Source organism: Stenotrophomonas sp. C-A (assembly GCF_054030835.1).
In genome coordinates this window covers 973,624-996,491 of the sequence record NZ_CM132916.1, presented here as the reverse complement: position 1 = coordinate 996,491, position 22,868 = coordinate 973,624, and the positions used below count along the sequence as shown (strand labels likewise).

Here is a 22,868-nt window from a genome sequence, read left to right as displayed (position 1 = left end):
GCCCCTGCTGAGGCGTTTGCCGATGGCAGGGATCCGGAGAGGTGTCCGAGTGGTTGAAGGAGCACGCCTGGAAAGTGTGTAAGCGTCTAAACCGCGCTTCGGGGGTTCGAATCCCCCTCTCTCCGCCAGATAAATGAAGAAGCCGCCCAGTGGGCGGCTTTTTTATTTGTCTGACGGAGAGCATCGGGCGAGAGAAGCCCCGCCGGGGTTCGACGGTTCTGCAGGAGCAGAACCGGACCGCCGCAGGCGGGTCCCGGTGCGCAGCGCGCCGGGATCGGGTGCATGGATGCACCCGACAATCCCCCCTCTCTCCGCCCCTGTCGGGGCAGCCCCCCAACAGAGGGGCTTGTTCCTCCAGACCCATCAGTAGATCCACGCCATGCGTGGATGCTTTTGATCGCCTTACGCACGCTCGATAGCACCCCAAAACAAAACTGAACGAATCCTGAAAATTCGCTATCGTAGGTGCCTTCAACCGACGCCCGGCCCATTGCCCATGAGCTCGATCGACAGCGCTCACGCCGCCTGCGAGAACTGCAACACTGCCCTGCACGGCCACTACTGCCATCGCTGCGGGCAATCGGCGCACAACCCGCTCAAGCACGTGGGCCATGCCATCGAAGAAGTGTTCGAATCCTTCTGGCATCTCGATGGGCGCATCTTCCGCACCCTGCGTGATCTCTGGGTACCCGGCCGCATCGCACTGAACTATCTCAAGGGGCGTCGCGTGGGATACGTACAGCCATTGCGCCTGTTCGTCATCCTCACCCTGTTTACGTTCTTCATCGGCAAGCTGTTCGTGCATGTCGACGACATCCACATGGGCGGCAGCAGCGGTTCGGCGTACACCAGGGCCACAACCGTGGAGCAGGTCGAGGCCGCGCGCGCGGAACAGCTTGCGACGATCGATCGCCAGCAGGCCAACTCACCCGCCACCGGCAACGCCGGCTTCGCCATGGCCAGGGCTGCAGTGAATGCCGCAGCCGCGCAGCGCAAGGCCGAGCTCACCGGTGCCGGAAAGGAGACCGCCGCGACGGAGCGCGGCACCTTCTTCAGCCACACCGTCAACGGTAAACCGTGGGACGCTGACACCAACCCCATCGTGATGACCGGCTGGCCCCGGTTCGCCAACAACTGGCTCAACAAGCGCCTGCACAACGGCAACGCCAACATCCAGCGCATGGGGGGCAAGACCGATCTGTACATGCAGGCGATCCTGACCGCATTACCAGGCGCCCTGTTCTTCCTGATGCCGGTGTTCGCACTGGTACTGCGCGTCGCCTACATTCCGCGCGCGATGGGCTATCTGGAACACCTGGTGGTGGCGCTGTACAGCCATTGCTGGCTGATGATGGTGCTGCTGACAACCTTCCTCATCGCCGGCATCAGCAGCGCGCTCGCATCACCCGCATTCGGCGCCGTCAGCCAATGGCTGTATGCACTGTTGTGGCTGGCAGTACCGGTCTATCTGCTGTGGATGCAGCAACGCGTGTACGGCGGCAACAAGGCGCTGACCGTGCTGCGCTACCTGGCCATCGGCGGCGTCTACCTGTTCCTGGTGAGCTTCGTGGTGATGTATGCGGTGCTGGCGGGAATCTCGGCCTGAGGGATACACGCAGGGCATCACGCCCATGAATCCACGCATGGCGTGGATCTACTGACGATCGTCTATCGTGGGCCCATGAACCTCCGCCTCTACTACCCCACCGATGCCAGCGCCTGCCTGTCGATTTTCGACAGCAACGTACCCACCTACTTCGCGCCCGAAGAGCGCAGCGACTTTGAACGCTTCCTGCGCGAACAGGCCACGGACTGTGCATTCCAGGTCATCGAGCGCGATGGCAGCATCGTGGCCTGTGGTGGCCTGTCGCGACGCGGCGACGGCAGTGCCGGTTTCTGCTGGGGCATGGTGCAGCGCGCGCTGCACCGGCAGGGGCTGGGACGCGAACTGGCACTGGCACGCCTGTGCCAGGCCGAAGCGGATCCCTCGATCAAGCGCATCGCGCTCAGTACCAGCCAGCACACCCAGGGCTTCTATGCCGGGCTGGGCTTCCAGGTGACGCGGATCGTGCCCGATGGGCACGGCGCCGGGATCGACGCCGTGGAAATGGAGCGGGAACTCTAGCGCTCCCGCCCCGGCCCCATCCACGCAGGGCGTGGATCTACCGCTGGCCCGCTCCCCTCAGAAGCCCACGCGCAGGTTGATCTGCCCGCCAACATCGCGGCGGCCATCGCCGTGCTGGCCCTGCACGAACATCGACAGCTGGCTGTTGCGGCCGAGCCCAACCGCCACGCCCACCTGACTGACCAGCGCATTGCGTGCCATCACCGCGCTGTAGACGTCGAACGCATTGCCACCGACGGCGAAGCGGTTGCGGCTGGCCACATCGGTGTCACCCGAGGCGTGCTGCCAGCCGAGGCCGACCGTCAGCTGTGCCGGGAAGCGCTCGCCGCTGCCCACATCCCAACGTCCACGCACGCCCACGGTGCTGACATTGAGCGTGTCCTTGCCGCCTTCCAGCTCCAGTGCAGCAGCGCCACCCTGCTCCACTGCGCGATCGCTGTCGACCCAGTGCTTGGTGAACTGCACGTACGGCTGCAACTGGGTCTTGCCATGGGTCCAGGTCCAGCTGCCCTCCACCTGCGCGATGGTCACATCCGAGTCCTGGCGGCTGTACAAGGTCTGGCCCAGCAGCGGCACCTCACGCGTGGTGCGCGTACGGTAGTCGCCGCGCGATACGCTGCCACCCACCGCGAAGCCGTTGTTCCACTGGCCCTGTGCATACAGGCCGAACGTGTTGCCACGCAGGCGGGCCCGCGAGCTGCGATCGTACAGGCGCGTATCCAGCCGCTCGTTGCCTGCGGCCGCACCCAGCACCACGTGCTCGCCCAGCTGCCAGTCCACGCCCGCCATCAGCGCATTGCGGTTGGAGCGGATGTCATCGCCGTTGCCGTCACCGTCCTGGCGGAACACCTTGCCACTGCCGGCCAGCCACGCCGAAGCACGCTCGCCCCGCACCGTCGGCAACTCACTGCCCAGACGCTGGCGGATACCCTCTTCCAGGTAATTGTCGTACAGCAGCACCGCGCGGCTGGCCGCATGCACTTCACCGGACAGCTGGTCGAAGGCAGCGCGCGCGGTACCCGCGTCATACATCAGCAGCGTGTTGTACAGGCCCAGTGCCGAACCACTCTGCGGCAGGCTGTCCAGCGCTGCGGCGGTGCTGTACTGGTTGCGCGTCTTCGCCGCCGTGGTGAATGCCGCGGTCTGCGCCACGTCGATCTGCAGGTTGGCCGTGTTCGCGGTATAGACCGGGGTGATGGTCAGGAAGGCCGACGGCGTGGTCGCCGAGGCGAACTGCCCGCTCACCCCACCGCCCGCATTGACCACGGTGTACTGCTGGCCCTGCTGGTAGCTGGTGCTCGGCGAAATGGTGTTCACCTGCACGGTGCTGCCACCCACGTTGGCACTGCCGCCCACCTGCACCGTGTCGCTGCCGGTGGCACCCAGATCGATGCCCAGCGTGCTGCCCGGCGACAGGGTCAGGTTGCCCCCCACCGTGATCGTGCCGGTGCCATTGCCCGCACCGCTGCCGTTGCCCGGACCATTGCCCGGCGACAGCACACCGCCGCTGGATACAGTCACGCCACCGCCGGTGCCACCGATGGTGCCGGTGCCGGACAGCGTGGTGCCGCTGCCGATGGTCCACTGGCCGCCGATGTTGCCGGTGACATTCAGGCCACCGCCGGTGACCTGGCCGGTACCGCTGAAACCACCGCTGTTGCCGCCAAGGTTCAAGCCCCCCGGGCCGGACTGCACGATGCTGCCGCCACCGCTGATGGTGCCGCCCAGCGTGGTGGTGCCACCGGTGTTGATGACCAGGCCACCGTTGTTGGTGATGTTACCGGTGATGGAACCGCTGGCCCCGCCGTTGCCGACCTGCACCGTGCCACCCGCATTGATGGTGGTGCCGCCGGTGTAGGTGTTGTTGCCGGTCAGCGTGATGGTGCCGTTGCCGGCCTGGGTCAGGCCACCGCTGCCACTGATGGTGCCGCCAACGGTGGTGTTGCCACCTACGTTGAACACCAGGCTGCCGTTGTTGCTGACGTTGCCGGCAATCGATCCGCTCGCGCCGCCGTTGCCAACCTGCAGCGTGCCGCCGGTGTTGATGGTGGTGCCGCCGGTATAGGTGTTGTTGCCGCCCAGGATCAGCGTGCCGGTGCCGGCCTGGGTCAGGCCACCGCTGCCGCTGATGGCACCGCCGACGGTGGTGTTGCCACCCACGTTGAACACCAGGCTGCCGTTGTTGGTGACGCTGCCGCCAATCGCACCGGTCGCGCCGCCATTGCCCACCTGCAGGGTGCCACCGGCAGTGATGGTGGTCGGGCCGGTATAGGTGTTGTTGCCGGTCACGGTCAGCGTGCCGCTGCCGGCCTGGGTCAGGCCGCCGCTGCCGCTGATGGTGCCGCCCAGCGTGGTGTTGCCCGCCACGTTGGACACCAGCGTGCCGTTGTTGGTGACGTCGCCGACGATCGAGCCGGTCGCACCGCCGTTGCCAAGCTGCAGCGTGCCACCGGCATTGATGGTGGTACCGCCGGTGTAGGTGTTGGTGCCGGTCAGCACCAGCGACCCACTGCCCGCTTGGGTCAGGCCACCCGTACCGCTGATGGTGCCGCCCAGCGCGGTATTGCCGGCCACGTTGGAAATCAACGCACCATTGTTGGTGATGTCACCGGCAAGCGAACCTGTGGCGCCGCCGTTGCCGACCTGCAGCGTGCCACCGGCATTGATGGTGGTGCCGCCGGTGTAGCTGTTGTTGCCGACCAGGGTCAGCACGCCGGCACCGGCCTGGGTCAGCGCGCCACTGCCACTGATCGCACCGCCGACGGTGGTGTTGCCACCGACATTGAACACCAAGCTGCCGTTGTTGGCGACGTTGCCGGTGATCGCGCCGGTCGCACCGCCATTGCCGACCTGCAGCGTGCCACCGGTATTGATGGTGGTGCCGCCGGTATAGGTGTTGTTGCCGGTCAGGGTCAGCGTGCCGGCACCGGCCTGGGTCAGGCCACCAGCGCCGCTGATGGTGCCGCCCAGCGTGGTGTTGCCGGCCACGCTGGACACCAGCACACCGTTGTTGGTGATGTCACCGACGATCGCACCGGTCGCACCGCCATTGCCGATCTGCAGCGTGCCACCGGCATTGATGGTGGTACCGCCGGTGTAGGTGTTGTTGCCGGTCAACACCAGTGTGCCGCTGCCAGCCTGGGTGAGGCCGCCGCTGCCGCTGACCACGCCGCCCACGGTTGCCGTGGTGCCGAGGTTGTAGACCAGGCTGCCATTGTTGGTGATGTCGCCCAGCACCGAACCGGTGCTGCCGCCGTTGCCGATCTGCAGCGTGCTACCACCGTTGATGGTGGTGCCACCGGTATAGGTGTTGTCGCCGCTCAGGGTCAGCGTGCCGGTACCGCTCTGCACCAGACCGCCGGTGCCACTGAGCACACCGCCGAAGGTGGTGCTGCCGTTGTTGCCGCCGGTGGTCAGGGTCGCCCCCCCCAGCACCACGCTGGATCCGGTCACGCCGGCCAGGCCTCCGATGCTCTGGCTGCCACCGGCACTGATGTCCAACGTGCCGGCGCCGGCCAGGTTCACCGTGCTGGCACCGGACAGGCTGCCACCAGCCGCCACCGCCAGCGTGCCGCTGTTGAGGGTGGTGGTACCGGTATAGGTGCTGGCACCGCCCAGGGTGACCGTTGCTGCGCCATCCTTCAGCAGGCCGCCAGCACCGCTGATCGGGCCGTTCAAGGTCAGCGCGTTGCTGCCGGCCAGGGTCAGCGTGCCGCTGGCCAGCTGCACGGTGTTGGCCAGGGTCAGCGCGGTGGTGCCGTCCAGGCTGGCATTGCCGCCCACGGTCAGCGTGCCGGTTCCCAGTGCACCGTTGTTGCCCAAGGCAAGGCCACCGGCGTTGAGTGCCACGCCGCCACTGAAGGTATTGCTGCCGGTCAGGCCCTGGATGCCAGCGCCGTTCTTCACCAGGCCGCCGGTGCCGGTGATGTCACCAGCGAACGTAGTGTTGCCCACGCCATTGAGTGTCAGCGTGCTGCCACCCAGCGCCACGGTGCTGCCGGCCACGCCTGCCAGCGAGCCGATGGCCTGCGGGCCACCCGCGCTGATGTCAAAGGCGGTACCGGCGTTGGCCAGATTCACCGCACCCGTGGCAGCCAGGCTGCCACCGGCGCCGATCGCCAGCGTACCAGCGTTGATGGTGGTGCCACCGGTGAAGGTATTGGTGCCGGTCAACGTCTGGGTGCCCGAACCTTCCTTGACCAGGCCACCGGAGCCCGCCACCGAACCACTGAAGGTGCCATTGGTGGCGCCTCCGATCGTCAGCGTGTTGGCGCCCAGATTCACCGTACCGCTGCCGATCAGGGTACCGAACTGCTGCGTGCCGCTACCCGCCGACAGATCGAAGGTCGCACCCGAGGCCAGGTTGACGATGCCACTGGCGTGCAGGCTCGCGCCGGCGCCCAGTGCCAACGTACCGGCGTTGATGTTGGTGCCACCGGTATAGGTATTGGTGCCGTTCAAGGTCAGCGTCGCTGCTCCCTCCTTGGTCAGGCTGCCGGTACCACTCAGGTTGCCGTTGAGGGTGAGGTTGTTGCTGCCGAGTACGGTCAATCCGTTGTTGAGGATGAAGTTGTTGGCCAGCGTCACCGCGGTGTTCGAATCGAGCGTAGCCGCGCCTCCAACCGTCACCGCACCGGTGCCCAGCGCAGCGTTGTTGCCGACCACCAGGCCACCTGCGTTGAGCGCCACGCCACCGCTGAAGGTGCTGGCGCCATTGAGCGTCTGCACGCCTGCGCCGTTCTTGATCAGGCCGCCATTGCCGCTGATCGCACCGTTGAAGGTGCTGTCCACGGTACCACCCAGGGTCAGCGTGCTGCCGCCCAGTGCCACCGTGCTGCCGGCCACGCCGGCCAGCGAACCGATGGCCTGGTTGCCCGCCGAGATGTCGAGCGTGCCGGTGCCGGCCAGGTTCACCGCGCCGGTCGCGGCGAGGCTGCCACCGGCACCGATCGCCAGCGTGCCGCTGTTGATGGTGGTACCACCGGTGTAGGTGTTGGCACCGCTCAGGGTTACGGTGGCCGCACCGTCCTTGATCAACCCACCCGTGCCCGAGATCACGCCGCCCAGCGCCAGCGCCTGGCTGCCGAGCAGATCAAGGTTGGCACCCGATGCGAGGTTGATGTTGTTGGCCAGGTTGACGCCGGTCGATGCATCCAGTGTCGCGTTGCTTCCGACCGTCAACGCACCGCTGCCGAGCGCAGCGTTGTTGCCGACCACCAGCCCGCCACCGTTCAAGGCCACGCCGCCGCTGAACAGGTTGGCGCCGCCGAGCGTGAGAATACCCGCGCCGTTCTTGACCAAACCGCCGGTACCGGCAATCGCGCCATCGAAGGTGCTGCTGCTGACGCCCCCCAGGATCAGTGAGTTGGCGCCCAGGCTGACCGTCGAGCCGGCCACGCCGGACAGCGAACCGATGGTCTGGTTGGCGCCGGAGGCCGAGATGTCGAAGCCCGCACCTGGCGCAGCGACGTTCACCGCACCGGTCGCCGCCAGGCTGCCACCGGCACCGATCGCCAGCGTGCCGGCGTTGATGGTGGTGCCGCCGGTGTAGGTGTTGATGCCGGTCAGTGTTTCGATACCGCTGCCGACCTTGGTCAGTCCACCGGTGCCTGCGATCGAGCCACTGAAGGTGCCATTGGCAGCGCTGCCCACTTCGATGTTGTTGGCACCGAGGTTGACCGTACCGTTGCCAACCAGCGTGCCAAACACCTGCGTGCCGTTGCCGGCCGACAGGTCCAGCGTGGCGCCGCTGGCGAGATTGACGGTACCGCTTGCGGCCAGGCTGGCCCCGGCGCCGAGCGCCAGCGTACCGGCGTTGACGTTGGTACCACCGGTGTAGGTGTTGATGCCGTTCAAGGTCAGCGTTGCGCCACCGTTCTTGGTCAGGCTGCCGGTACCGGAGAGCACACCATTTAGGGTGAGCGCGTTGGTGCCCAGCACGGTCAGCCCGGCATTGAGCACGACGTTGTTGGCCAGCGTCGCCAGTGCAGTGGTATCCAGCGTGGCCGCGCCGCCAACGGTGAGTGCGCCGGTACCCAGCGCCGCATCATTGCCCAGCACCAGGCCGCCGGCATTGAGCGTCACGCCGCCACCGAAGGTGTTGGCACCGGACAGGGTCTGCACCCCGGCACCGACCTTCACCAGGCCACCGCCCCCCCCGATCACGCCATCGAAGGCACCATTGGCTGCGGTGCCGAAGGTCAGCGAATTGCCACCGAGCGTCAGCGTGGTTCCGGCCACGCCGTTGAGCGCACCAATGGTCTGGTTGCCGGTTGCACCAGAGATATCGAAGCCCGCACCGGCATTGCCGAGCGTGACGTCGCCTGCGGCGGCCAGGCTGCCACCCGCACCCAGCGCCAAGGTACCGGCGTTGATGGTGGTACCACCGCTGTAGGTGTTGGCACCGTCCAGTGTCAGCGTGGCGGCGCCGTTCTTGATCAGGCTGCCATTGCCGGACACGATGCCGCCCAGGGTCAGCGCGTTGCTGCCCGGCACGGTCAGTGCCACGCCCGAGCCAAGGTTCACTGCGTTGCCCAGCGTCACCGCGGCGCCGGCATCCAGCGAGGCACTGTTGTTCACCGCCAGTGTGCCGGTACCCAGCGCACCGTTGGCGCCCACCACCAGGCTGCCGCCGTTCAAGGTCAGGCCGCCACCGAACGTGTTGGTGTTGTTGAGTGTCAGCAGACCAGCGCCGTTCTTGATCAGGCTGCCGTTGCCGCTCAGCACGCCGCCGAGTGCAACGTCACTGGTCCCGCCCAGAGTGAGCTGGGTGCCGGCACCGAAGTTCACCGCGTTGGCGAGGTTCAACGCCACCGAACTGTCGAGGCTGACGGTGCCGCCGATGCCCAGCGGCCCGGTACCCAGCGCATCGGCATTGCCCAGCTGCAGGCCGCCGGCATTGAGTGCCAGGCCACCACTGAAGGTGTTGGCACCGGACAGCGTCTGGATGCCGGTACCGGTCTTGACCAGGCCACCCGTGCCGCTGATCACGCCATCAAAGGTGGTGTTGGCATTGGTGCCGAAGGTCAGCGAATTGCCGCCCAGCGTCAGCGTGGTTCCGGTGACGCCGTTCAGCGCGGCAATGGTCTGGTTGCCACTGGCGCCGGAGATATCGAAGCCTGCGCCGACATTGCCAAGGGTGACATCACCGCCAGCGGCGAGGCTGCCGCCTGCGCCCAACGCCAGCGTGCCGTTATTGATGGTGGTGCCGCCGGCATAGAGGTTGGCACCGCTCAGGGTCAGACGTGCCGCGCCGTCCTTGATCAGCCCACCGGCACCGAATACCGGACCAGTGAGCGTCAGGTCATTGCTGCCCAGCACGGAGAGGTTGGCACCGGCAGCGAGGCCGATGTTGTTGCTTACGGTCAGCGCCGTTGTGGCGTCCAGCGAAGCGTTGCCACCCACGTCCAGCTGACCGGTACCCAATGCCAGTGCATTGCCCAGCTGCAGCACACCCGCGTTGAGGCCAACACCCCCACTGAAGCTATTGGGCCCGTTCAACGCCAGTGTCGCCGCACCGTTCTTGACCAGACCGCCGGTGCCGCTGATGACACCGCCCAGCGCCACGTTCTGGCTGCCCAGCAGGTCAAGCACTGCCCCAGTTCCAAGATTGACGCCGTTGGCCAGATTCAGTGCCACCGAACTGTCCAGCGTGGTATTGGCGCCCACCGACAGCGCACCGGTGCCCAACGCACCGGCATTGCCCAGCAGCAGGCCGCCACCGTTGACGGTCAACCCACCGCCGAAGGTGTTGGCGCCATTGAGGGTCAAAGTAGTGGCACCGTTCTTCACCAGCCTGCCCGCACCGGACACCACCCCACCCAGCGTGATCGCCTGCGAGCCTGGCAGCGACAGCGCGGCACCCGCCCCCAGTGCCACGTTGTTGCCCAGACTCAGCGGTGCACTGCCATCGAGCGAGACGTTTCCGCCAATGCCCAGCGTCCCCGTGCCGAGTGCGCCGCTGTTGCCCAGCAGCAGGGCGCCGGCGTTTGCGCTCAAGCCACCGCTGAAGGTATTGGTGCCGTTCAAGGTCAGTGTGGACGCGCCATTCTTGACCAGGCTGCCGGTGCCGGTGATGTTGCCGCCCAGTGTCAGGTTCTGGCTGCCCGGCAGGGTCAGCGCCGCGCCGAGGTTGATCGCATTGCCCAGGTTGAGCGCAGCAGTGGTGTCCAGCGAACCGTTGCCACTGACCGTCAGCGCACCGCTTCCCAGCGCGCCGGCGTTGCCCAGCACCAAGCCGCCGGCCGCAAGATTCACCCCACCGCTGAAGGTATTGGCGCCGGTCAGCGTCTGCATGCCACTGCCCTGCTTGATCAGGCCACCGGTGCCGCCGATCACGCCGGCGAAGGTCTGGTTGGTGGCATCACCGAAGGTGAGCGTGCTGCTGCCCAGCGTCACCGTGCTGCCGGCGATGCCAGACAGTGCACCGATGGTCTGGTTGCCGCCGAGTGAGATATCCAGTTCGGCGCCGGCCCCCGCCAGGCTCACCGCCCCGGTGGCCGCCAGACTGCCGCCACTGGCCAGCGCCACCTTGCCTGCGTTCACGTTCAGGCCGCCGGTGAACGCGTTGGCCCCACCCAGCGTCAGCGTGGAGGCGCCGTTCTTGACCAGGCTGCCGGAGCCACCAATGACACCGCCCAACGTCAGTGTGTTGCCTCCCAGAATGTCGAGCGAGCCACCTGCCCCGAGATTGATGTTGTTGCCCACACTCAACGCCGAGCTGCCATCGAGGGTCACGGCTCCGCCGACGTTCAAGGCACCGGTTCCCAGCGCACTGCCATTGCCCAGCAGCAGGCTGCCGGCATTGAACGCCAGCCCACCAACGAACGTATTGGCGCCATTGAGCGTCAGGGTTGACGCGCCATTCTTGATCAGGCCGCCAGCGCCGCTGATCACCCCGTTGAACGTGAGCGCTTGCCCGCCAAGCAGATTCAGGTTGGCGCCCGATCCGAGACTGACAGCATTGGTCAACGCCAGCGCCGTGGTGCCGTCGAAGGTGGTGTTGCCGCCGACAGAGAACGTACCACTTCCCAGCGCGGCCGCATTGCCCAGCAACAAGCCACCTGCGTTGAGCGCAACACCGCCAGTGAGGCTGTTGACGCCGGACAGGGTCTGCACGCCGGTACCGAGCTTGATCAGGCCACCGGTGCCTGCGGCGAACGTGCCGCTGAAGCTGGTATTGCCCAGCCCACCCAGGGTCAGCGTGTGGCTGCCGAGATTGACCGAACCGCCGAGGCCGGCCAGCGAGCCAATGGTCTGGTTGGTCGCCGCTGAAAGATCCAGGCTGGTGCCAACGCCCAGCGTGATCGCACCGGTGGGCGACAGGCTGCCGCCCGCGCCCAGCGCCAACGCGCCCCCGGCCAGGTTGAAGTTGCCGGTCAGCGAATTGGCACCATTCAAGGTCAGCGTGCCCGCGCCGTTCTTGGTCACGTTGCCGGCACCGGAAATCGAGCCACTCAATGTCAGCGCATTGCTGCCCAGCAGGTTCAGCGAGCCCCCGCCGTTGATCACCAGATTGTTGCCCAGGTTGAAGCCAGCCGTCGTATCCAGCGAGGCGCTGCCACCGACCGTCAGGTTGCCGCTGCCGAGTGCACCGGCATTGCCCAGCAGCAGGCCGCCCGCATTGAGGTTGACGCCGCCGGAGAACACGTTTGCGCCGCCGAGAGTAACGATGCCGGTGTTGTTGACCGTCAGCCCACCAGCGCCTGAAAGCACGCCACTCAGGCCGAATGCATTGGTCCCTGCCAGGGACAGATTGCCACCGAGGCTGAAAGCGTTGGTCAGGTTCAGACCGGCCGTGGAGGAGGCGATGGCACCGCCGTTGGCAGTGAACAGCCCTGTGCCGAACGAACCGGCATTGTTGAAATTGATCAGGCCATCATTGAGCGTCGTCGGCCCCGCACCCGCCCACGCACCCTGCAGGTTCCAAGTGCCGCTGTTGACCGTCAGCTTCTGGAAGTTGACGTACTGGTTCCAGCCCACCGTGGTCGGCGCACCACCGGTGCCGGAGCCGGGGCCAGAGGGACTGTTCTGCAGCACCAGGCTGTTGTTGCTCGCCGAGCCGCCATCAACCTGGCCCGCGGCCGCCAGATTGACACCCACGCTACCCACGGTACCGGCGATACCCACGCCGGCGTTGTTCACGCTGGAACCAGACACCGCTGTGAACGTATTGCCTGCCGTAGAGTTGCCCAGGTGCACGCTGCCGTTGATCGTTCCGGCGTTGAGGAAGGTGTTGCCGTTGGTCGCCGAGGCGGACCCGGCAAAGCCGACACGACCGGTGATGCTGCCGGTATTGGTGAACTGGGTCTGCGCGCCGCCATAACTGAGAATGGCCGGGGCATCGGCGGCGGTGAACAGACCCGCACCGAAGATCGACATGCTCACCGAGCCATTGTTGACGACGGTGCTGGTGCCGCCCGCAGCGTTCTGCACCACCAACGCCTGTCCACCGAAACCGAGCAGGGAGGCGATATTGACCAGGCCGTTTATCGAACCACCGGCCAGATTGTTCACGTTGATGGCGTTGCCACCGACCGTCGCGTTGCCCAGCACCATGCCCGACGCCGCCAGGCTCAGGCCACCGCTGATGGTGGGATCGACCGTGCCCTGGTTGTTCACGGTAATGCCGTTGCCGTTCAGGGTCACCGCACTACCACCCACGATCGGCGGCACGCTGAGCTGGGCGCCGGTCTGGATATCCAGGGTTACGCCATTGATGCTGTTGGCCAGCGAGTTGGTGCTTGAGCCTGTCGGGCAAGTGACTGTGTTGCCGACGGTGTTGCACGCTGCGAACGCAGATCCACTGGCCAGCGTGGCCGCCAGGGCCACCGCCAACTGGTGCGTCCGCAATCGCGGCACCCTCGCCGCGCTGACCGCACTTCCGCCGGGATTCTGGGCGACCTCCGAAGCAACCTGCATTACGCCGAGGGCACGATTGAAAACCAGACGGTAAATGCGGTTCATCGGTAAATCTCCATGAAAAGACCGGATGGCACTGCAGGCAGGTTTTTTTGAAGACAATGCGGCCCACCCTGGCTCCCGACACGGGAACAAGGCCTGCCTTCATTAACTTCTGAAAATCTTCACATCTTCACGCGACCGCACCTGGAACAGGCAGGCCAACGCGCCCGTCAAGGCGAAAACTCCCCGATTTCGCATGACGAATGGCGGCACTGTGCGGCCGATGGCGCCAGCGGCATGTGAATCACGCTCGTTATTTTTATGACGTACGTCAAATAAAACGGGAAGGCAAAATGGTTTTGCCGAAAATGCATATACCTGCAGAAAGCGGAGATTCCTTTCTCCGCCATAAGTAAATGCATTCAGCTGCTGGAGAGTTTCATCAGCACCAGGCCGGAAACGATCAATACCGCTGCACCGATCCGCATCGGGCTGACCTGCTCGCCCAGGAACACGATGCCGACCACGAATGCGCCGACTGCGCCGATGCCGGTCCAGATCGTGTAGGCGGTACCCAACGGCAGGCTGCGCATGGCCACCGCCAGCAGCCAGAAGCTAGCGATCATGCCGATGATCGTGACCACGGTGGGGGTGAGCTTGGTGAAGCCTTCGGACTGCTTCATGGACACGGCCCAGACGATTTCCAGCAGGCCGGCGAACAACAGATAGATCCAGGCCATGACAGCCCTCCTCTTGGTAGGGCCAGGCCGTCCTGGTCATTGATTCCCGATGCGGGGGAGGTCGTTCCTCCTGGCCGGCATTCTAGCAACGCCGGTCGACCCGGGGCGCTGCCAGCAGACGCGGGTTACAGCCGATTCAGTGCACGAAGCTGGCGTCGATGTACCTGCCTGCGCTATAGTTGCCGTCTGCCATCGGCCAGCCGATGTGCAGTCCGGCTGTGGTCTCCGGCGCATCGCGCGCTGCTTCCCCTGATCGGTGAACCGGCCGCCCACTGGGCGGCCAACGTCTCTATGGTGGCCCCGTCGGCCCCTCGCGACGCTAGGTCGAAAATCCCGCCAGGGCCGGAAGGCAGCAACGGTATCGATCGACGCGGGCGCCGAGGTCAGCCGGCGGGGCCATCGCCTTTTCCGGCGACGCCCCGCCTCTGGCAGATGCCAACCTTGGTTGGCGCCGTGCGCCGGCATGGCCCGGTGCTACCGCGCCTCGGGCGTGCCCTGATGGAACACTACCCGCCACCCCTGTGTGTGCCGGCGCCACAGCGAACTGCGCAGTACCCAGCCCTGCGGCTGGCCATCCAGGTAGTAGCGGCTGCGATAACGCACCTGGGCCAGGTCTTGCGTCAGCAGCGAGACCGCGTACTGCTCCGATTCGATCCGCACCTGCGCCCGTTCCAGCGGGATCTCCGCCAGCGCAGCTGCACGGTCGTAACAGCGGCCGGAACTGCCGATCTCGCTGAAATCCTCGTCCAGCAGGGCCGCAAGGGACTCGCGATCCCCCCGCACCTGCGGCGCATGCAGCGCGCGTTCCAGCGCCTCCAGTTCGGCGGCCAGCGTCGCGTCGGCGGGCTGGCCGGCGCCGCTCACGGCGGATCCTGCGCCAGCACGTGCGGTGCAGTGGGGTTGGCCAGCGGCACGCACTGCCCCGGTTGCGCCACGCGGTGCCCCCGCGCAGCCAGCGCCTGGCCATCGGCCACGCTCGCATAGTGGTAGAGCATCATCCGCGCCTGCAGTTCCGCGCTGTACTCGCGCTCCAGGTCGTCCACGCCGGTATGCGACGGGTTGCCGTGCAGGCCGCAGTCGTGCGCGATCAGTTCGTTGTCGTTGGCGAAACGGGCCAGCATCTCCGGAATCGGCCGGGTATCGCCGCTCCAGGTCAGCGCGCCCTGCAGGCGCAGGCCATAGGCTGTCTCCGGCCAATGGTGGCGCACCGGGAACACCTCCAGGCGCACGCCCTCATGCCAGAACGCCTCACCCACCACGATCAGCTGGAAGGCATCCCAGAAGTTGGCGCCGCCCTCGGCCAGCACGTTCGGGTAATCCCCGATGCGCTTGTGCAGCAGCGGCACCACCGTGGCAGGCACATACAGGCGCACCTTGCCGCGCCGGTGCGCATTGAAGAAGGTATCGACGAACAGGCGCTCGAAGCCCGCCACGTGGTCCAGATGCACATGGGTGACGAACAACGCCTGCGGCATGTGGCCGTAGTGCGCCTTGAACGCGGTCAGGCCTTCACCGCCGCAGTCGATGGTCAGCCACGGACGCCCGTCCCGCTCGATCACCGACATCGGCGACCCCAGCTCGACCGCCGACGCATTGCCGACGCCGAGGAAACGCAACGACCAATCCATCAGGTGCCCCGGTTCCAGGCCATGTCATAGGCGCGGCGCAGCCGCGCGAAGTCCTTCTGCACGTCTTCCATGCTGCGCTCGCCGCGCAGCTTGATCAGCGAGCGCAGCAGGCGCTTGAGATTGCGTTCGCGCCAGGCGGTCGCCGGGATGCGGATCACCCCGCGGTCGAAGTCGATCAGCCAGCCATGGCCGTTGCCGTCGAACAGGATGTTGTGCGCATTGAGATCGGCATGGTCCAGGCCGGCACGATGGAAGCGCGCGATCAGCCGTCCGGTTTCCTCCCATGGTGCGCCCCGGCCAGCGACCAGCGCACGGTCGGCCAGCGAACGGACACCCTCGATCCGCTCCATCAGGATCGCGGCCCGGTAGCGCAGGCCCTCGCGCATGTAGAACGCGGCGAGCGGCCGTGGCACCGGCAGCTTCTTCTCGCGCAGCGCGCGCATCAGCCGGAATTCGGCGAAGCTGCGGGTGCGGTCCGCGCCGCGCCAGAAGTACTGGTCATGGCTGATCTTCGCCGCCAGGCCACCGCGCAGGTAGTGGCGCAGCACGCTGGGGCCGAACGGCGCATCGACCAACCAGGCGCTGCCACGGCCGCCCTCACCCACCGGCCGGGCCCTGCTTCCCCAGTGCTGGGGCGAGAACAGGCCGATCTCGGCTTGCCGCAGCCGCTCGCGGTCGAACAGAATGGCCCCGATGCCGCGGCCCTCGCGGCATGGCGTCAGCGCTTCATTGGCGTCGAATGCGACCATTTCATTGAGTCTAACAACACATGGCATCAGCGTCCTCCTCCTTGTGCCTCCTGCGCCTGTCCGCACTCGGCGATGTCACCCACGTGGTGCCCCTGGTGCGCACCCTGCAGGCTGCGCGTCCGGACACGCCGATCCACTGGATCATCGACAAGGCCGGCCACAAGCTGCTCGACGGCCTGCCTGGCGTCACCTTCCATGCCTACGACAAGAAGAGCGGCATGGCCGGGGTCAAGGAACTGCGCAGGCAGCTGCCACCGGGGCGCTTCGAAGCGCTGCTGCAGATGCAGGTGGCGTTCCGCGCCAACCTGCTGTCGGCCTTCATTCCCGCAGAGCGTCGCATCGGCTACGACCGCAGCCGATCGAAGGATCTGCACGGTCTCTTCATCAACGAGCGCATCCCCGACCGCCCCGGCATCCATGTGCTGGACGCCATCGGCAGTTTCTGTGAACCCCTTGGCCTGCGCCAGACCGAGGTCAGCTGGGACCTGGCGGTGCCGCAGTCGGCATATGAGTGGGCCGCCGCGCAATGGCAGGACGATGGCCGCCCGGTGCTGATGATCTCGCCCTGTTCCAGCCACGTGCGCCGCAACTGGTATGCAGACCGCTATGCAGCCGTGGCCAACCACGCCGCACAGCGCGGTTGGCAGGTAGTGCTGTGCGGTGGCCGCAGCGAGCTGGAGCGCAGCATGGCCGATGCCATCCAGGCCCAGCTGCACACGCCTGCACTGGACCTGGTCGGCAAGGACACCTTGAAGCAGCTGCCGGCGCTGCTGGCCCGCGCCAATCTGGTGATGACCCCGGACTCGGGCCCGATGCACATCGCCAACGCGATGGGCGCCAAGGTACTGGGCCTGCATGCGGCCAGCAATCCGAACCGCAGCGGTCCCTATTCCGACCGCCGCTACTGCGTGGATCGCTACGATGATGCCGCGCGCAAGTATCTGGCCAAGCAGGCCGCGGATCTGAAGTGGGGCACCAAGATCGAGTTCGACGATGTGATGGAACTGATCACTGTCGAAGACGGTATCGCTGCGTTCGAACGCTACGTCGCCGACCACCTGGGGTGAGCGGCAGGCTGCCCGGGATTACGCGCGCTGCGCGTAATCCTGGTAGGACTTCTCTTCCACGTACGCCGAACCCAGCGCCAGGTTGATCGCCTTCTTGATGCGCGCGCGTTCGTCATTGCGCAGGTAGACACTGCGCGCCAGGTCGATGAAGCCCTGATCGAACGCCTGCGCCTTCTCCTTCAGCCGGATGTCATCCTCGATGTCCCACAGCTGCTCGTTGACCGCCTTCAGCTCGGCACGCAGCTTGGCGATGTCCTTCACCGCCGCCGGGTGTGCCATCCAGGTCTGCTCCAGCGCCGACAGCTCCTTGCGCACATTGGCCAGCTTGCCCTCGTCGCTGATGCGCTCGGACTTGATCTGCAGGATCGAGATCTTGTCCAGCAGCTCGCCGAAAGAAACGGGGACGAGGATTTCAGCGGTCATGGGGAAAAGCTCCAGCAGGTGATGCGTGCAGTTTAACCCGCAGCTCGCGATGGGACAGGTAGATCCATCTGGAGGAACAAGCCCCTCTGTTGAGGGGCTGCCCCGACAGGGGCGGGGAGAGGCCGGCAAAGGGAGGGGCCCACGCGTTGCACAGCAACGCGTGGGGCGACGCGCAACGCGCGTCGCGTCCCGCGCCAGATAAAGAAAAAGGGCTGCCTTTCGGCAGCCCTTTTTCTTTATCTGGCGGAGAGGGGGGGATTCGAACCCCCGAGGCGCTATAAACGCCTGCCTGATTTCGAGTCAGGTACATTCAACCACTCTGCCACCTCTCCGGGTGGTCCCCGGCGGACCGGGGACGCGCATCATACGAGGAAGTGAGGCCGACGACAAGTCATTCCGGCCAACCAAGTGAAAATTTCCTGAGCGCATGCCTTGCCGGACGCGTGCAGCCACCCGATGATGCCTGTCTCCCCAGCAACACCCCGCCCCAGCCCCCATGATCGAATTCGGACACCTCACCCACCCCGGCATGCGCCGCGAGCTCAACGAGGACACCTACTACGGTGACAGCGAGCTGGCCTTGTGGCTGGTGGCCGACGGCATGGGCGGACCCGCCTGCGGCGAAGTGGCAAGCGCGCTGGCACGCGAGACCATCGTGCGCGAGATCCGCCGCGGCGCGCCGCTGGCGCAGGCCATCCGCACCGCCGACGAAGAGATCATCCGCGCCTCGCGCCGACGCAACGACACGCTGCCGATGGGCACCACCGTGGTTGCCGCGCGCGTGCAGGGCAATCGCTATGAAGTGGCGTGGGTCGGCGACAGCCGCGCCTACCTGTGGCGCGACGGCCAACTTGCGCAGCTCAGCCAGGACCACAGCGTGGTGCAGGAACTGGTCGCGCAGGGCAACCTGACCGCCGAACAGGCGCGCGCACATCCGCATCGCAACGTGGTCACCCAGGCGCTGGGCGTGACCGATCCGGCGCATCTGAACGTGGCCACCACCAGCGGTGAACTGCGCCCGGGCATGCAGCTGCTGCTGTGCAGTGACGGACTGACCGAGGAAGTGGACGACCGCGGCATCGCCCGCACCCTCGCCTTCGACGATGCCAGCGCGCAGGAGTGCGTGGATACGCTGGTCGCGGCCGCGCTCGACGGCGGTGGCCGCGACAACATCAGCGTCATCCTGGTGCGCTGCCACTGAACCTGGTGCATGAGCCGAGCATGGGCTCGGCTCTACAGTAGATCCACGCCATGCGTGGATGTTTATGCGCTGGCGGGCTCTTCCACCTTCGGGCCATCCCACAGCGCGTGGCCAGCCTTCTTGCGCAGCCGCTCCAGTCGCGCGGCATGCGCTTCCAGCTCCGACGGCGTGGCCACCACGCGCGGGCGCGGCAGCAGCTTGCTGGTATCGAAGGCCTGCAGCGCCGCACCGGCACCACCGCCATCGTCATCGCCCAGGCCGAAGCCGATTTCCTCCTGGCCCGAGGTCAGCGCGATGTAGACGTCGCCCAGGATCTGCGCATCGAGCAGGCCGCCGTGCAGTGCACGGTGCGAGTTGTCCACGCCCAGCCGCTTGCACAGCGCATCCAGCGAATTGCGCTGGCCCGGGAAGCGCTCGCGCGCCATCACCAGGGTATCGATCACGGTGCAGCGGTCGGTGATCTTCCCGTACTGCGGCCCCAGCAGCGACAGCTCGTTGTCGAGGAAGCCCAGATCGAATGCCGCGTTATGGATGATCAGTTCGGCGCCATCGATGAAGGCCAGGAACTCGTCGGCGATCTGCGCGAAGTCCGGCTTGTCATCGAGGAACTCCAGGGTCAGGCCGGTGACTTCCTGCGCGCCCTGTTCGAACTCGCAGTCCGGCTTGATGTACTGGTGGTAGTTGTTGCCGGTCGGGCGACGCTTGAACAGCTCCACGCAGCCGATTTCGACGATGCGGTTGCCCTTCTTCCACTCCAGACCGGTGGTTTCGGTATCGAGGATGATCTGACGCATGGGCTCAGTTTACCGGGCTGGCGTCGCGGATCTGGATCGCCGCGTTGCGGGCCAGGGTATCCACCCGCTCATTGTCGGGGTCGCCGGAGTGCCCCTTCACCCACCGCCAGTCGATCTGATGCCGCAGCGTGGCCGCCTGCAGGCGCTCCCACAACTCGCGGTTCTTCACCGGATCGCCGCCGGCGGTCTTCCAGTTCTTGCGGATCCAGCCCGGCATCCACTGGGTCAGGCCCTGCCGCACGTACTGCGAATCGGTATAGAGCACGATGCTGCACGGTTCGGTCAGCGACTCCAGCCCGGAAATGGCCGCCATCAGCTCCATCCGGTTGTTGGTGGTGTGCGCCTCGCCACCGCTCAGCTCACGCTCGTGGCCCTTGTAGCGCAGCAGCGCAGCCCAGCCGCCGGGGCCGGGATTGCCAAGGCAGGAACCGTCGGTGTGGATTTCGATGGTTTTCAATACAACTCCAGAATCAGGTAGCTACGGTGCCGTGCCAGCGCACCGGCAGCGGTTTCGGCCCAGGCAGGGCCAGCGTGCGTTTTTCGGCATGGAACAGGCAGGCCGCGCGCAGCGGTGCCCAACCTCCGGGACGACGGCTGCCCGCACCGCGCCAGAGCGGGCCCAGGTAACGCATATCGTCGCACTCCAGCCCATGACGGCCGAGCAGCAGGCGGATCCGCTGCGGCGTGCGCACCACCAGCCCATGCTGGCGCCAGCGCGTGCGATACGGGCTGAACGGATTGAGGCTGCTCAGCCACAGGTGGCCGCCCGGCATCAGCACGCGCTCGCACTCGTCGAGCAGCCGATCAGCGTCGGCCGCGGTGACATGCTGCAGCACGATCGCATTGACGCTTTCATTGGCCAGCGGCAACGGCAGCGCACAGCGGGTGTCGCCGGCATAGCCCTGCCCCTGCCGGAACAGGCGCAGACCGCGTCCGCCCAGCTGTGCATCGTCCAGCCAGGCCACACTTGGTGCGATCCACAGCCAGGGCTGCGCCGGCAGCACCGACAGCTGCGGCAGCAGTAACTGTCGCTCCAGCACGCGCAAGGCCTCCGCCGGTTCACTGTCGAACCACGGGGTCTGGCTCGCTTGACGGGTGCTCTGCAGCGCGGGCATGGTCCAATTCTATGCGACTGACTGCCCTGCCCGCATTTGCGGATAACTACATCTGGACGCTGATCGACGACGAGGGTGCTGCCGTGGTCGTCGACCCCGGTGATGCCGCGCCCGTGCTCGCGCTGGCCGACCAGGGCCTGCGCGTGGACACGATCCTGCTCACCCATCACCACGACGATCACATCGGTGGCGTGCCGGCATTGCAGGCGCGTTTCCCCGGCGTACGGGTCGTCGCGCCGGTCGAGGAACGCATTCCCACGGCGACCGAGCGGGTCGGTGAAGGTGAACGCGTTCAGGCACTGGGCCGGACGTTCCACGTACTATCCGTGCCCGGGCATACCCGCAGCCACATCGCGTTTCACACTGCTGAACATCTTTTCAGCGGAGATTCGTTGTTCAGCCTGGGCTGTGGACGCCTGTTCGAAGGTACGCCGTCCCAGCTGCTGGCGTCGATGCGCAAGCTGGGTGCCCTGCCCGCGCAACTGCTGCTTTGTTGCGCTCATGAGTACACCGTGTCAAATGCCGTCTTCGCGCGGCATGTCGACCCCGCCAACGCTGCCTTGTGGCAGCGCCAAGAGGAGGCTTTGGCCATGCGCCGCGATGACCGTTCCACCCTGCCGGTAACCCTGGCCAACGAATTCGACTGCAATCCCTTCCTGCGTGTGCACGCTGCACCGATCCGTGCATCGGTATCGGCACACCTGGGCCGTGACGTCGTGGACGACGTCGACGTGATGGCCGGTCTCCGGCACTGGAAAGACGGCTTCCGCGCATGATGCGCCGAAGTCTGCCGCTGGCCCTGGGCCTTGCCCTGGGGCTGGCCGGAACCGCGGGCGCACAGTCGCTGGGGGCCGGCATCAGCCAGAACCTGACCGCTGCTGCGGCCCTGCCGCTGGACGCGTCAGCGCTGCCCGCCGCCTCCGTACGCAATGGCCAGGAGATCTTCACCAGCTTCCGCGACGGCCTGGCCGAGCCCAGCTGCGATGCCGAGGCCACCAGCCCGCGCTGGCAGAAGCAGTTCGCCCACGCCCCCTCGCGCCTGGCCAACCAGGATGACGATGCGCTGGTGCTGTTCGGCTATGTGGTCGAAGAGCTGCGCAAGGCCAACCTGCCCACCGAATTCGCGCTGATTCCGTTCGTGGAAAGCGGCTATCGGCCCAATGCCCGCAACGGCAGCGGCCCGACCGGCCTGTGGCAGTTCATCGCCACCACCGCGCGCAACCACCGCGTGCCGATGGCCAACGGCTATGACGGCCGCCTGTCGGCGGTGGATTCCACCCAGGCCGCGGTGCGCTACCTGAAGACCCTGCACGGCATGTTCGGCGGCGACTGGCGTCTGGCCACCATGGCCTACAACGCCGGCGAGTACCGCGTGCTGCAGTCCATGCGCAAGGCCGGCATGAACGCGCAGAACGCCAAGCCGGCAGCCCTGCCGGGCCTGTCGCCGGTCACCCATGCCTACGTCGAGAAGCTGCATGCCCTGGCCTGCGTGCTGGAAGACGTGGAAGACCAGCCGGGCGTGATGGCCTCGCTGGACCGCACCGTGCCGGTGCTGAAGGACCACACCCTGCCTGCGGGCACCAGCGTCCAGCAGTGGGCCGCACAGCGCGCGCTGGACCCTGCCAGGATCGCCCGCCTCAACCCGGCCCTGGCCGCCGGCAATCGCGCCTCGGGAACCACCCGGGTGCTGGCCCCGGTCTCAGCCGCTAATGCGACGGTGACGGAAACCGCGACCACACTGGTGGCCAGCACCGCACCGGTTGCCACGACCACGCCGACGCCGCGGGCGGCCAAGACCGTCGCCGCGATCGCTGATCGCCCGCGCACCCGCCGCCACACCGTGCGTGATGGCGAGTCGGCATGGACCATCGCCCGTCGCTACGGCATGCCGGTGAAGGCGCTGCTGTCACTGAACGGCCTGAGCGGCAGCAGCGTGCTGAAGCCGGGCGCGGTACTGCGCGTCGAGGATTGAAGCAGGCGCGGTTCCAGCCGCGCCCTGCCCTGCTTCCTGTAGAGCCGAGCCCATGCTCGGCTTTTTCATGTCTGCAAAGGGCGGTCGAGCAAGCTCGACCACCACCAAAGCTCAAGCGCGCCACAAACGACGCGACGACAAAAAAAAGGCCC

At 66.5% G+C, this 22,868-nt stretch carries 15 protein-coding genes, 2 tRNA genes and 1 other RNA gene; 8 read left to right on the top strand and 10 right to left on the bottom strand.

From position 1 onward, the window contains the following. Window positions 1-35 precede the first annotated feature (35 nt). From ACW5IY_RS04645 to ACW5IY_RS04635, 3 genes are all read left to right on the top strand, one after another. Window positions 36-128: transfer RNA gene (locus ACW5IY_RS04645), tRNA-Ser, on the top strand. 368 nt (window positions 129-496) lie between these two features. Then, window positions 497-1,606 carry a DUF3667 domain-containing protein gene (locus ACW5IY_RS04640; RefSeq protein ID WP_049434305.1) on the top strand — a complete coding sequence of 370 codons (1,110 nt, stop codon included), beginning with the start codon at window positions 497-499 and terminating at the stop codon, window positions 1,604-1,606. A 75-nt stretch (window positions 1,607-1,681) separates the two neighbouring features. Continuing rightward, window positions 1,682-2,125: a GNAT family N-acetyltransferase gene (locus tag ACW5IY_RS04635; RefSeq protein WP_049434303.1), complete on the top strand. Its 444-nt coding sequence runs from the start codon at window positions 1,682-1,684 to the stop codon at window positions 2,123-2,125. A gap of 57 nt (window positions 2,126-2,182) precedes the next feature. On the opposite strand, the gene ACW5IY_RS04630 is transcribed toward ACW5IY_RS04635, so the two are convergent. Both ACW5IY_RS04630 and ACW5IY_RS04625 read right to left on the bottom strand, forming a co-directional pair. Then, window positions 2,183-13,090 (bottom strand): autotransporter-associated beta strand repeat-containing protein, encoded by a 10,908-nt coding sequence (locus ACW5IY_RS04630; RefSeq protein ID WP_049434301.1) that lies wholly within the window; start codon window positions 13,088-13,090, stop codon window positions 2,183-2,185. A gap of 359 nt (window positions 13,091-13,449) precedes the next feature. Beyond that, on the bottom strand, window positions 13,450-13,767 hold the full coding sequence (locus ACW5IY_RS04625) for a DMT family transporter (RefSeq protein WP_010483859.1): 318 nt from the start codon (window positions 13,765-13,767) through the stop codon (window positions 13,450-13,452). Between the two features lie 300 nt (window positions 13,768-14,067). Between ACW5IY_RS04625 and ffs the strand changes: the two genes are divergently transcribed. Then, an RNA gene (gene ffs, locus ACW5IY_RS04620) (signal recognition particle sRNA small type) lies at window positions 14,068-14,164 on the top strand. Between the two features lie 77 nt (window positions 14,165-14,241). Here the strand turns inward: ffs and ACW5IY_RS04615 are convergent. From ACW5IY_RS04615 to ACW5IY_RS04605, 3 genes are read right to left on the bottom strand one after another with little or no spacing between them, the layout of a single operon-like run. Then, the gene (locus ACW5IY_RS04615; RefSeq protein ID WP_053091847.1) at window positions 14,242-14,631 is read right to left on the bottom strand and encodes a nuclear transport factor 2 family protein; all 390 of its coding nucleotides are present in this window, start codon (window positions 14,629-14,631) and stop codon (window positions 14,242-14,244) included. Further along, entirely contained in the window at window positions 14,628-15,395 is a 768-nt protein-coding gene (locus ACW5IY_RS04610) for an MBL fold metallo-hydrolase (RefSeq protein ID WP_049434299.1), read from the bottom strand. The genes ACW5IY_RS04615 and ACW5IY_RS04610 overlap by 4 nt, the downstream gene beginning before the upstream one ends. Further along, on the bottom strand, window positions 15,395-16,144 hold the full coding sequence (locus ACW5IY_RS04605) for a 3-deoxy-D-manno-octulosonic acid kinase (protein ID WP_049434296.1): 750 nt from the start codon (window positions 16,142-16,144) through the stop codon (window positions 15,395-15,397). Before ACW5IY_RS04605 ends, ACW5IY_RS04610 begins: the two co-directional genes overlap by 1 nt. A 20-nt stretch (window positions 16,145-16,164) precedes the next feature. On the opposite strand from ACW5IY_RS04605, the gene ACW5IY_RS04600 reads away from it, so the two are divergent. Further along, complete coding sequence (locus tag ACW5IY_RS04600; RefSeq protein WP_049434295.1) at window positions 16,165-17,211, top strand: glycosyltransferase family 9 protein; 1,047 nt, start codon at window positions 16,165-16,167, stop codon at window positions 17,209-17,211. Window positions 17,212-17,229: 18 nt separating this feature from the next. On the opposite strand, the gene ACW5IY_RS04595 is transcribed toward ACW5IY_RS04600, so the two are convergent. Both ACW5IY_RS04595 and ACW5IY_RS04590 read right to left on the bottom strand, forming a co-directional pair. Next, window positions 17,230-17,634, bottom strand: a complete 405-nt coding sequence (locus ACW5IY_RS04595; protein ID WP_046982834.1) for a DUF6165 family protein — start codon at window positions 17,632-17,634, stop codon at window positions 17,230-17,232. Window positions 17,635-17,875: 241 nt separating this feature from the next. Continuing rightward, window positions 17,876-17,966: transfer RNA gene (locus tag ACW5IY_RS04590), tRNA-Ser, on the bottom strand. 164 nt (window positions 17,967-18,130) lie between these two features. On the opposite strand from ACW5IY_RS04590, the gene ACW5IY_RS04585 reads away from it, so the two are divergent. Next, window positions 18,131-18,835, top strand: a complete 705-nt coding sequence (locus tag ACW5IY_RS04585) for a PP2C family protein-serine/threonine phosphatase (protein ID WP_010483871.1) — start codon at window positions 18,131-18,133, stop codon at window positions 18,833-18,835. Window positions 18,836-18,897: 62 nt separating this feature from the next. On the opposite strand, the gene dnaQ is transcribed toward ACW5IY_RS04585, so the two are convergent. Genes dnaQ through ACW5IY_RS04570 form a run of 3 tightly spaced genes read right to left on the bottom strand, consistent with a single transcriptional unit; the run spans window position 18,898 to window position 20,744 of the window. Continuing rightward, window positions 18,898-19,629: a DNA polymerase III subunit epsilon gene (dnaQ, locus tag ACW5IY_RS04580; protein ID WP_010483873.1), complete on the bottom strand. Its 732-nt coding sequence runs from the start codon at window positions 19,627-19,629 to the stop codon at window positions 18,898-18,900. Window positions 19,630-19,633: 4 nt separating this feature from the next. After that, window positions 19,634-20,086, bottom strand: a complete 453-nt coding sequence (gene rnhA, locus ACW5IY_RS04575; RefSeq protein ID WP_010483875.1) for a ribonuclease HI — start codon at window positions 20,084-20,086, stop codon at window positions 19,634-19,636. A gap of 13 nt (window positions 20,087-20,099) precedes the next feature. Continuing rightward, window positions 20,100-20,744 carry a methyltransferase domain-containing protein gene (locus tag ACW5IY_RS04570; protein ID WP_049434293.1) on the bottom strand — a complete coding sequence of 215 codons (645 nt, stop codon included), beginning with the start codon at window positions 20,742-20,744 and terminating at the stop codon, window positions 20,100-20,102. An 11-nt stretch (window positions 20,745-20,755) separates the two neighbouring features. Here ACW5IY_RS04570 and gloB point away from each other — a divergent pair, with 11 nt between their 5' ends. After that, window positions 20,756-21,520: a hydroxyacylglutathione hydrolase gene (gloB, locus tag ACW5IY_RS04565; RefSeq protein ID WP_049434290.1), complete on the top strand. Its 765-nt coding sequence runs from the start codon at window positions 20,756-20,758 to the stop codon at window positions 21,518-21,520. Beyond that, window positions 21,517-22,716, top strand: a complete 1,200-nt coding sequence (locus ACW5IY_RS04560) for a lytic transglycosylase domain-containing protein (RefSeq protein WP_049434288.1) — start codon at window positions 21,517-21,519, stop codon at window positions 22,714-22,716. The genes gloB and ACW5IY_RS04560 overlap by 4 nt, the downstream gene beginning before the upstream one ends. The last annotated feature ends 152 nt before the right edge of the window (window positions 22,717-22,868 follow it).

Coding starts and splice junctions, on each gene's coding strand:
- ACW5IY_RS04585 (WP_010483871.1), top strand. CDS start 18,131: ATGATCGAATTCGGACACCTCACCCACCCCGGCATGCGCCGCGAGCTC.
- gloB (WP_049434290.1), top strand. CDS start 20,756: ATGCGACTGACTGCCCTGCCCGCATTTGCGGATAACTACATCTGGACG.
- ACW5IY_RS04630 (WP_049434301.1), bottom strand. CDS start 13,090: ATGAACCGCATTTACCGTCTGGTTTTCAATCGTGCCCTCGGCGTAATG.
- ACW5IY_RS04635 (WP_049434303.1), top strand. CDS start 1,682: ATGAACCTCCGCCTCTACTACCCCACCGATGCCAGCGCCTGCCTGTCG.
- ACW5IY_RS04570 (WP_049434293.1), bottom strand. CDS start 20,744: ATGCCCGCGCTGCAGAGCACCCGTCAAGCGAGCCAGACCCCGTGGTTC.
- ACW5IY_RS04600 (WP_049434295.1), top strand. CDS start 16,165: ATGGCATCAGCGTCCTCCTCCTTGTGCCTCCTGCGCCTGTCCGCACTC.
- ACW5IY_RS04610 (WP_049434299.1), bottom strand. CDS start 15,395: ATGGATTGGTCGTTGCGTTTCCTCGGCGTCGGCAATGCGTCGGCGGTC.
- dnaQ (WP_010483873.1), bottom strand. CDS start 19,629: ATGCGTCAGATCATCCTCGATACCGAAACCACCGGTCTGGAGTGGAAG.
- ACW5IY_RS04595 (WP_046982834.1), bottom strand. CDS start 17,634: ATGACCGCTGAAATCCTCGTCCCCGTTTCTTTCGGCGAGCTGCTGGAC.
- ACW5IY_RS04625 (WP_010483859.1), bottom strand. CDS start 13,767: ATGGCCTGGATCTATCTGTTGTTCGCCGGCCTGCTGGAAATCGTCTGG.
- ACW5IY_RS04605 (WP_049434296.1), bottom strand. CDS start 16,144: ATGGTCGCATTCGACGCCAATGAAGCGCTGACGCCATGCCGCGAGGGC.
- ACW5IY_RS04560 (WP_049434288.1), top strand. CDS start 21,517: ATGATGCGCCGAAGTCTGCCGCTGGCCCTGGGCCTTGCCCTGGGGCTG.
- ACW5IY_RS04640 (WP_049434305.1), top strand. CDS start 497: ATGAGCTCGATCGACAGCGCTCACGCCGCCTGCGAGAACTGCAACACT.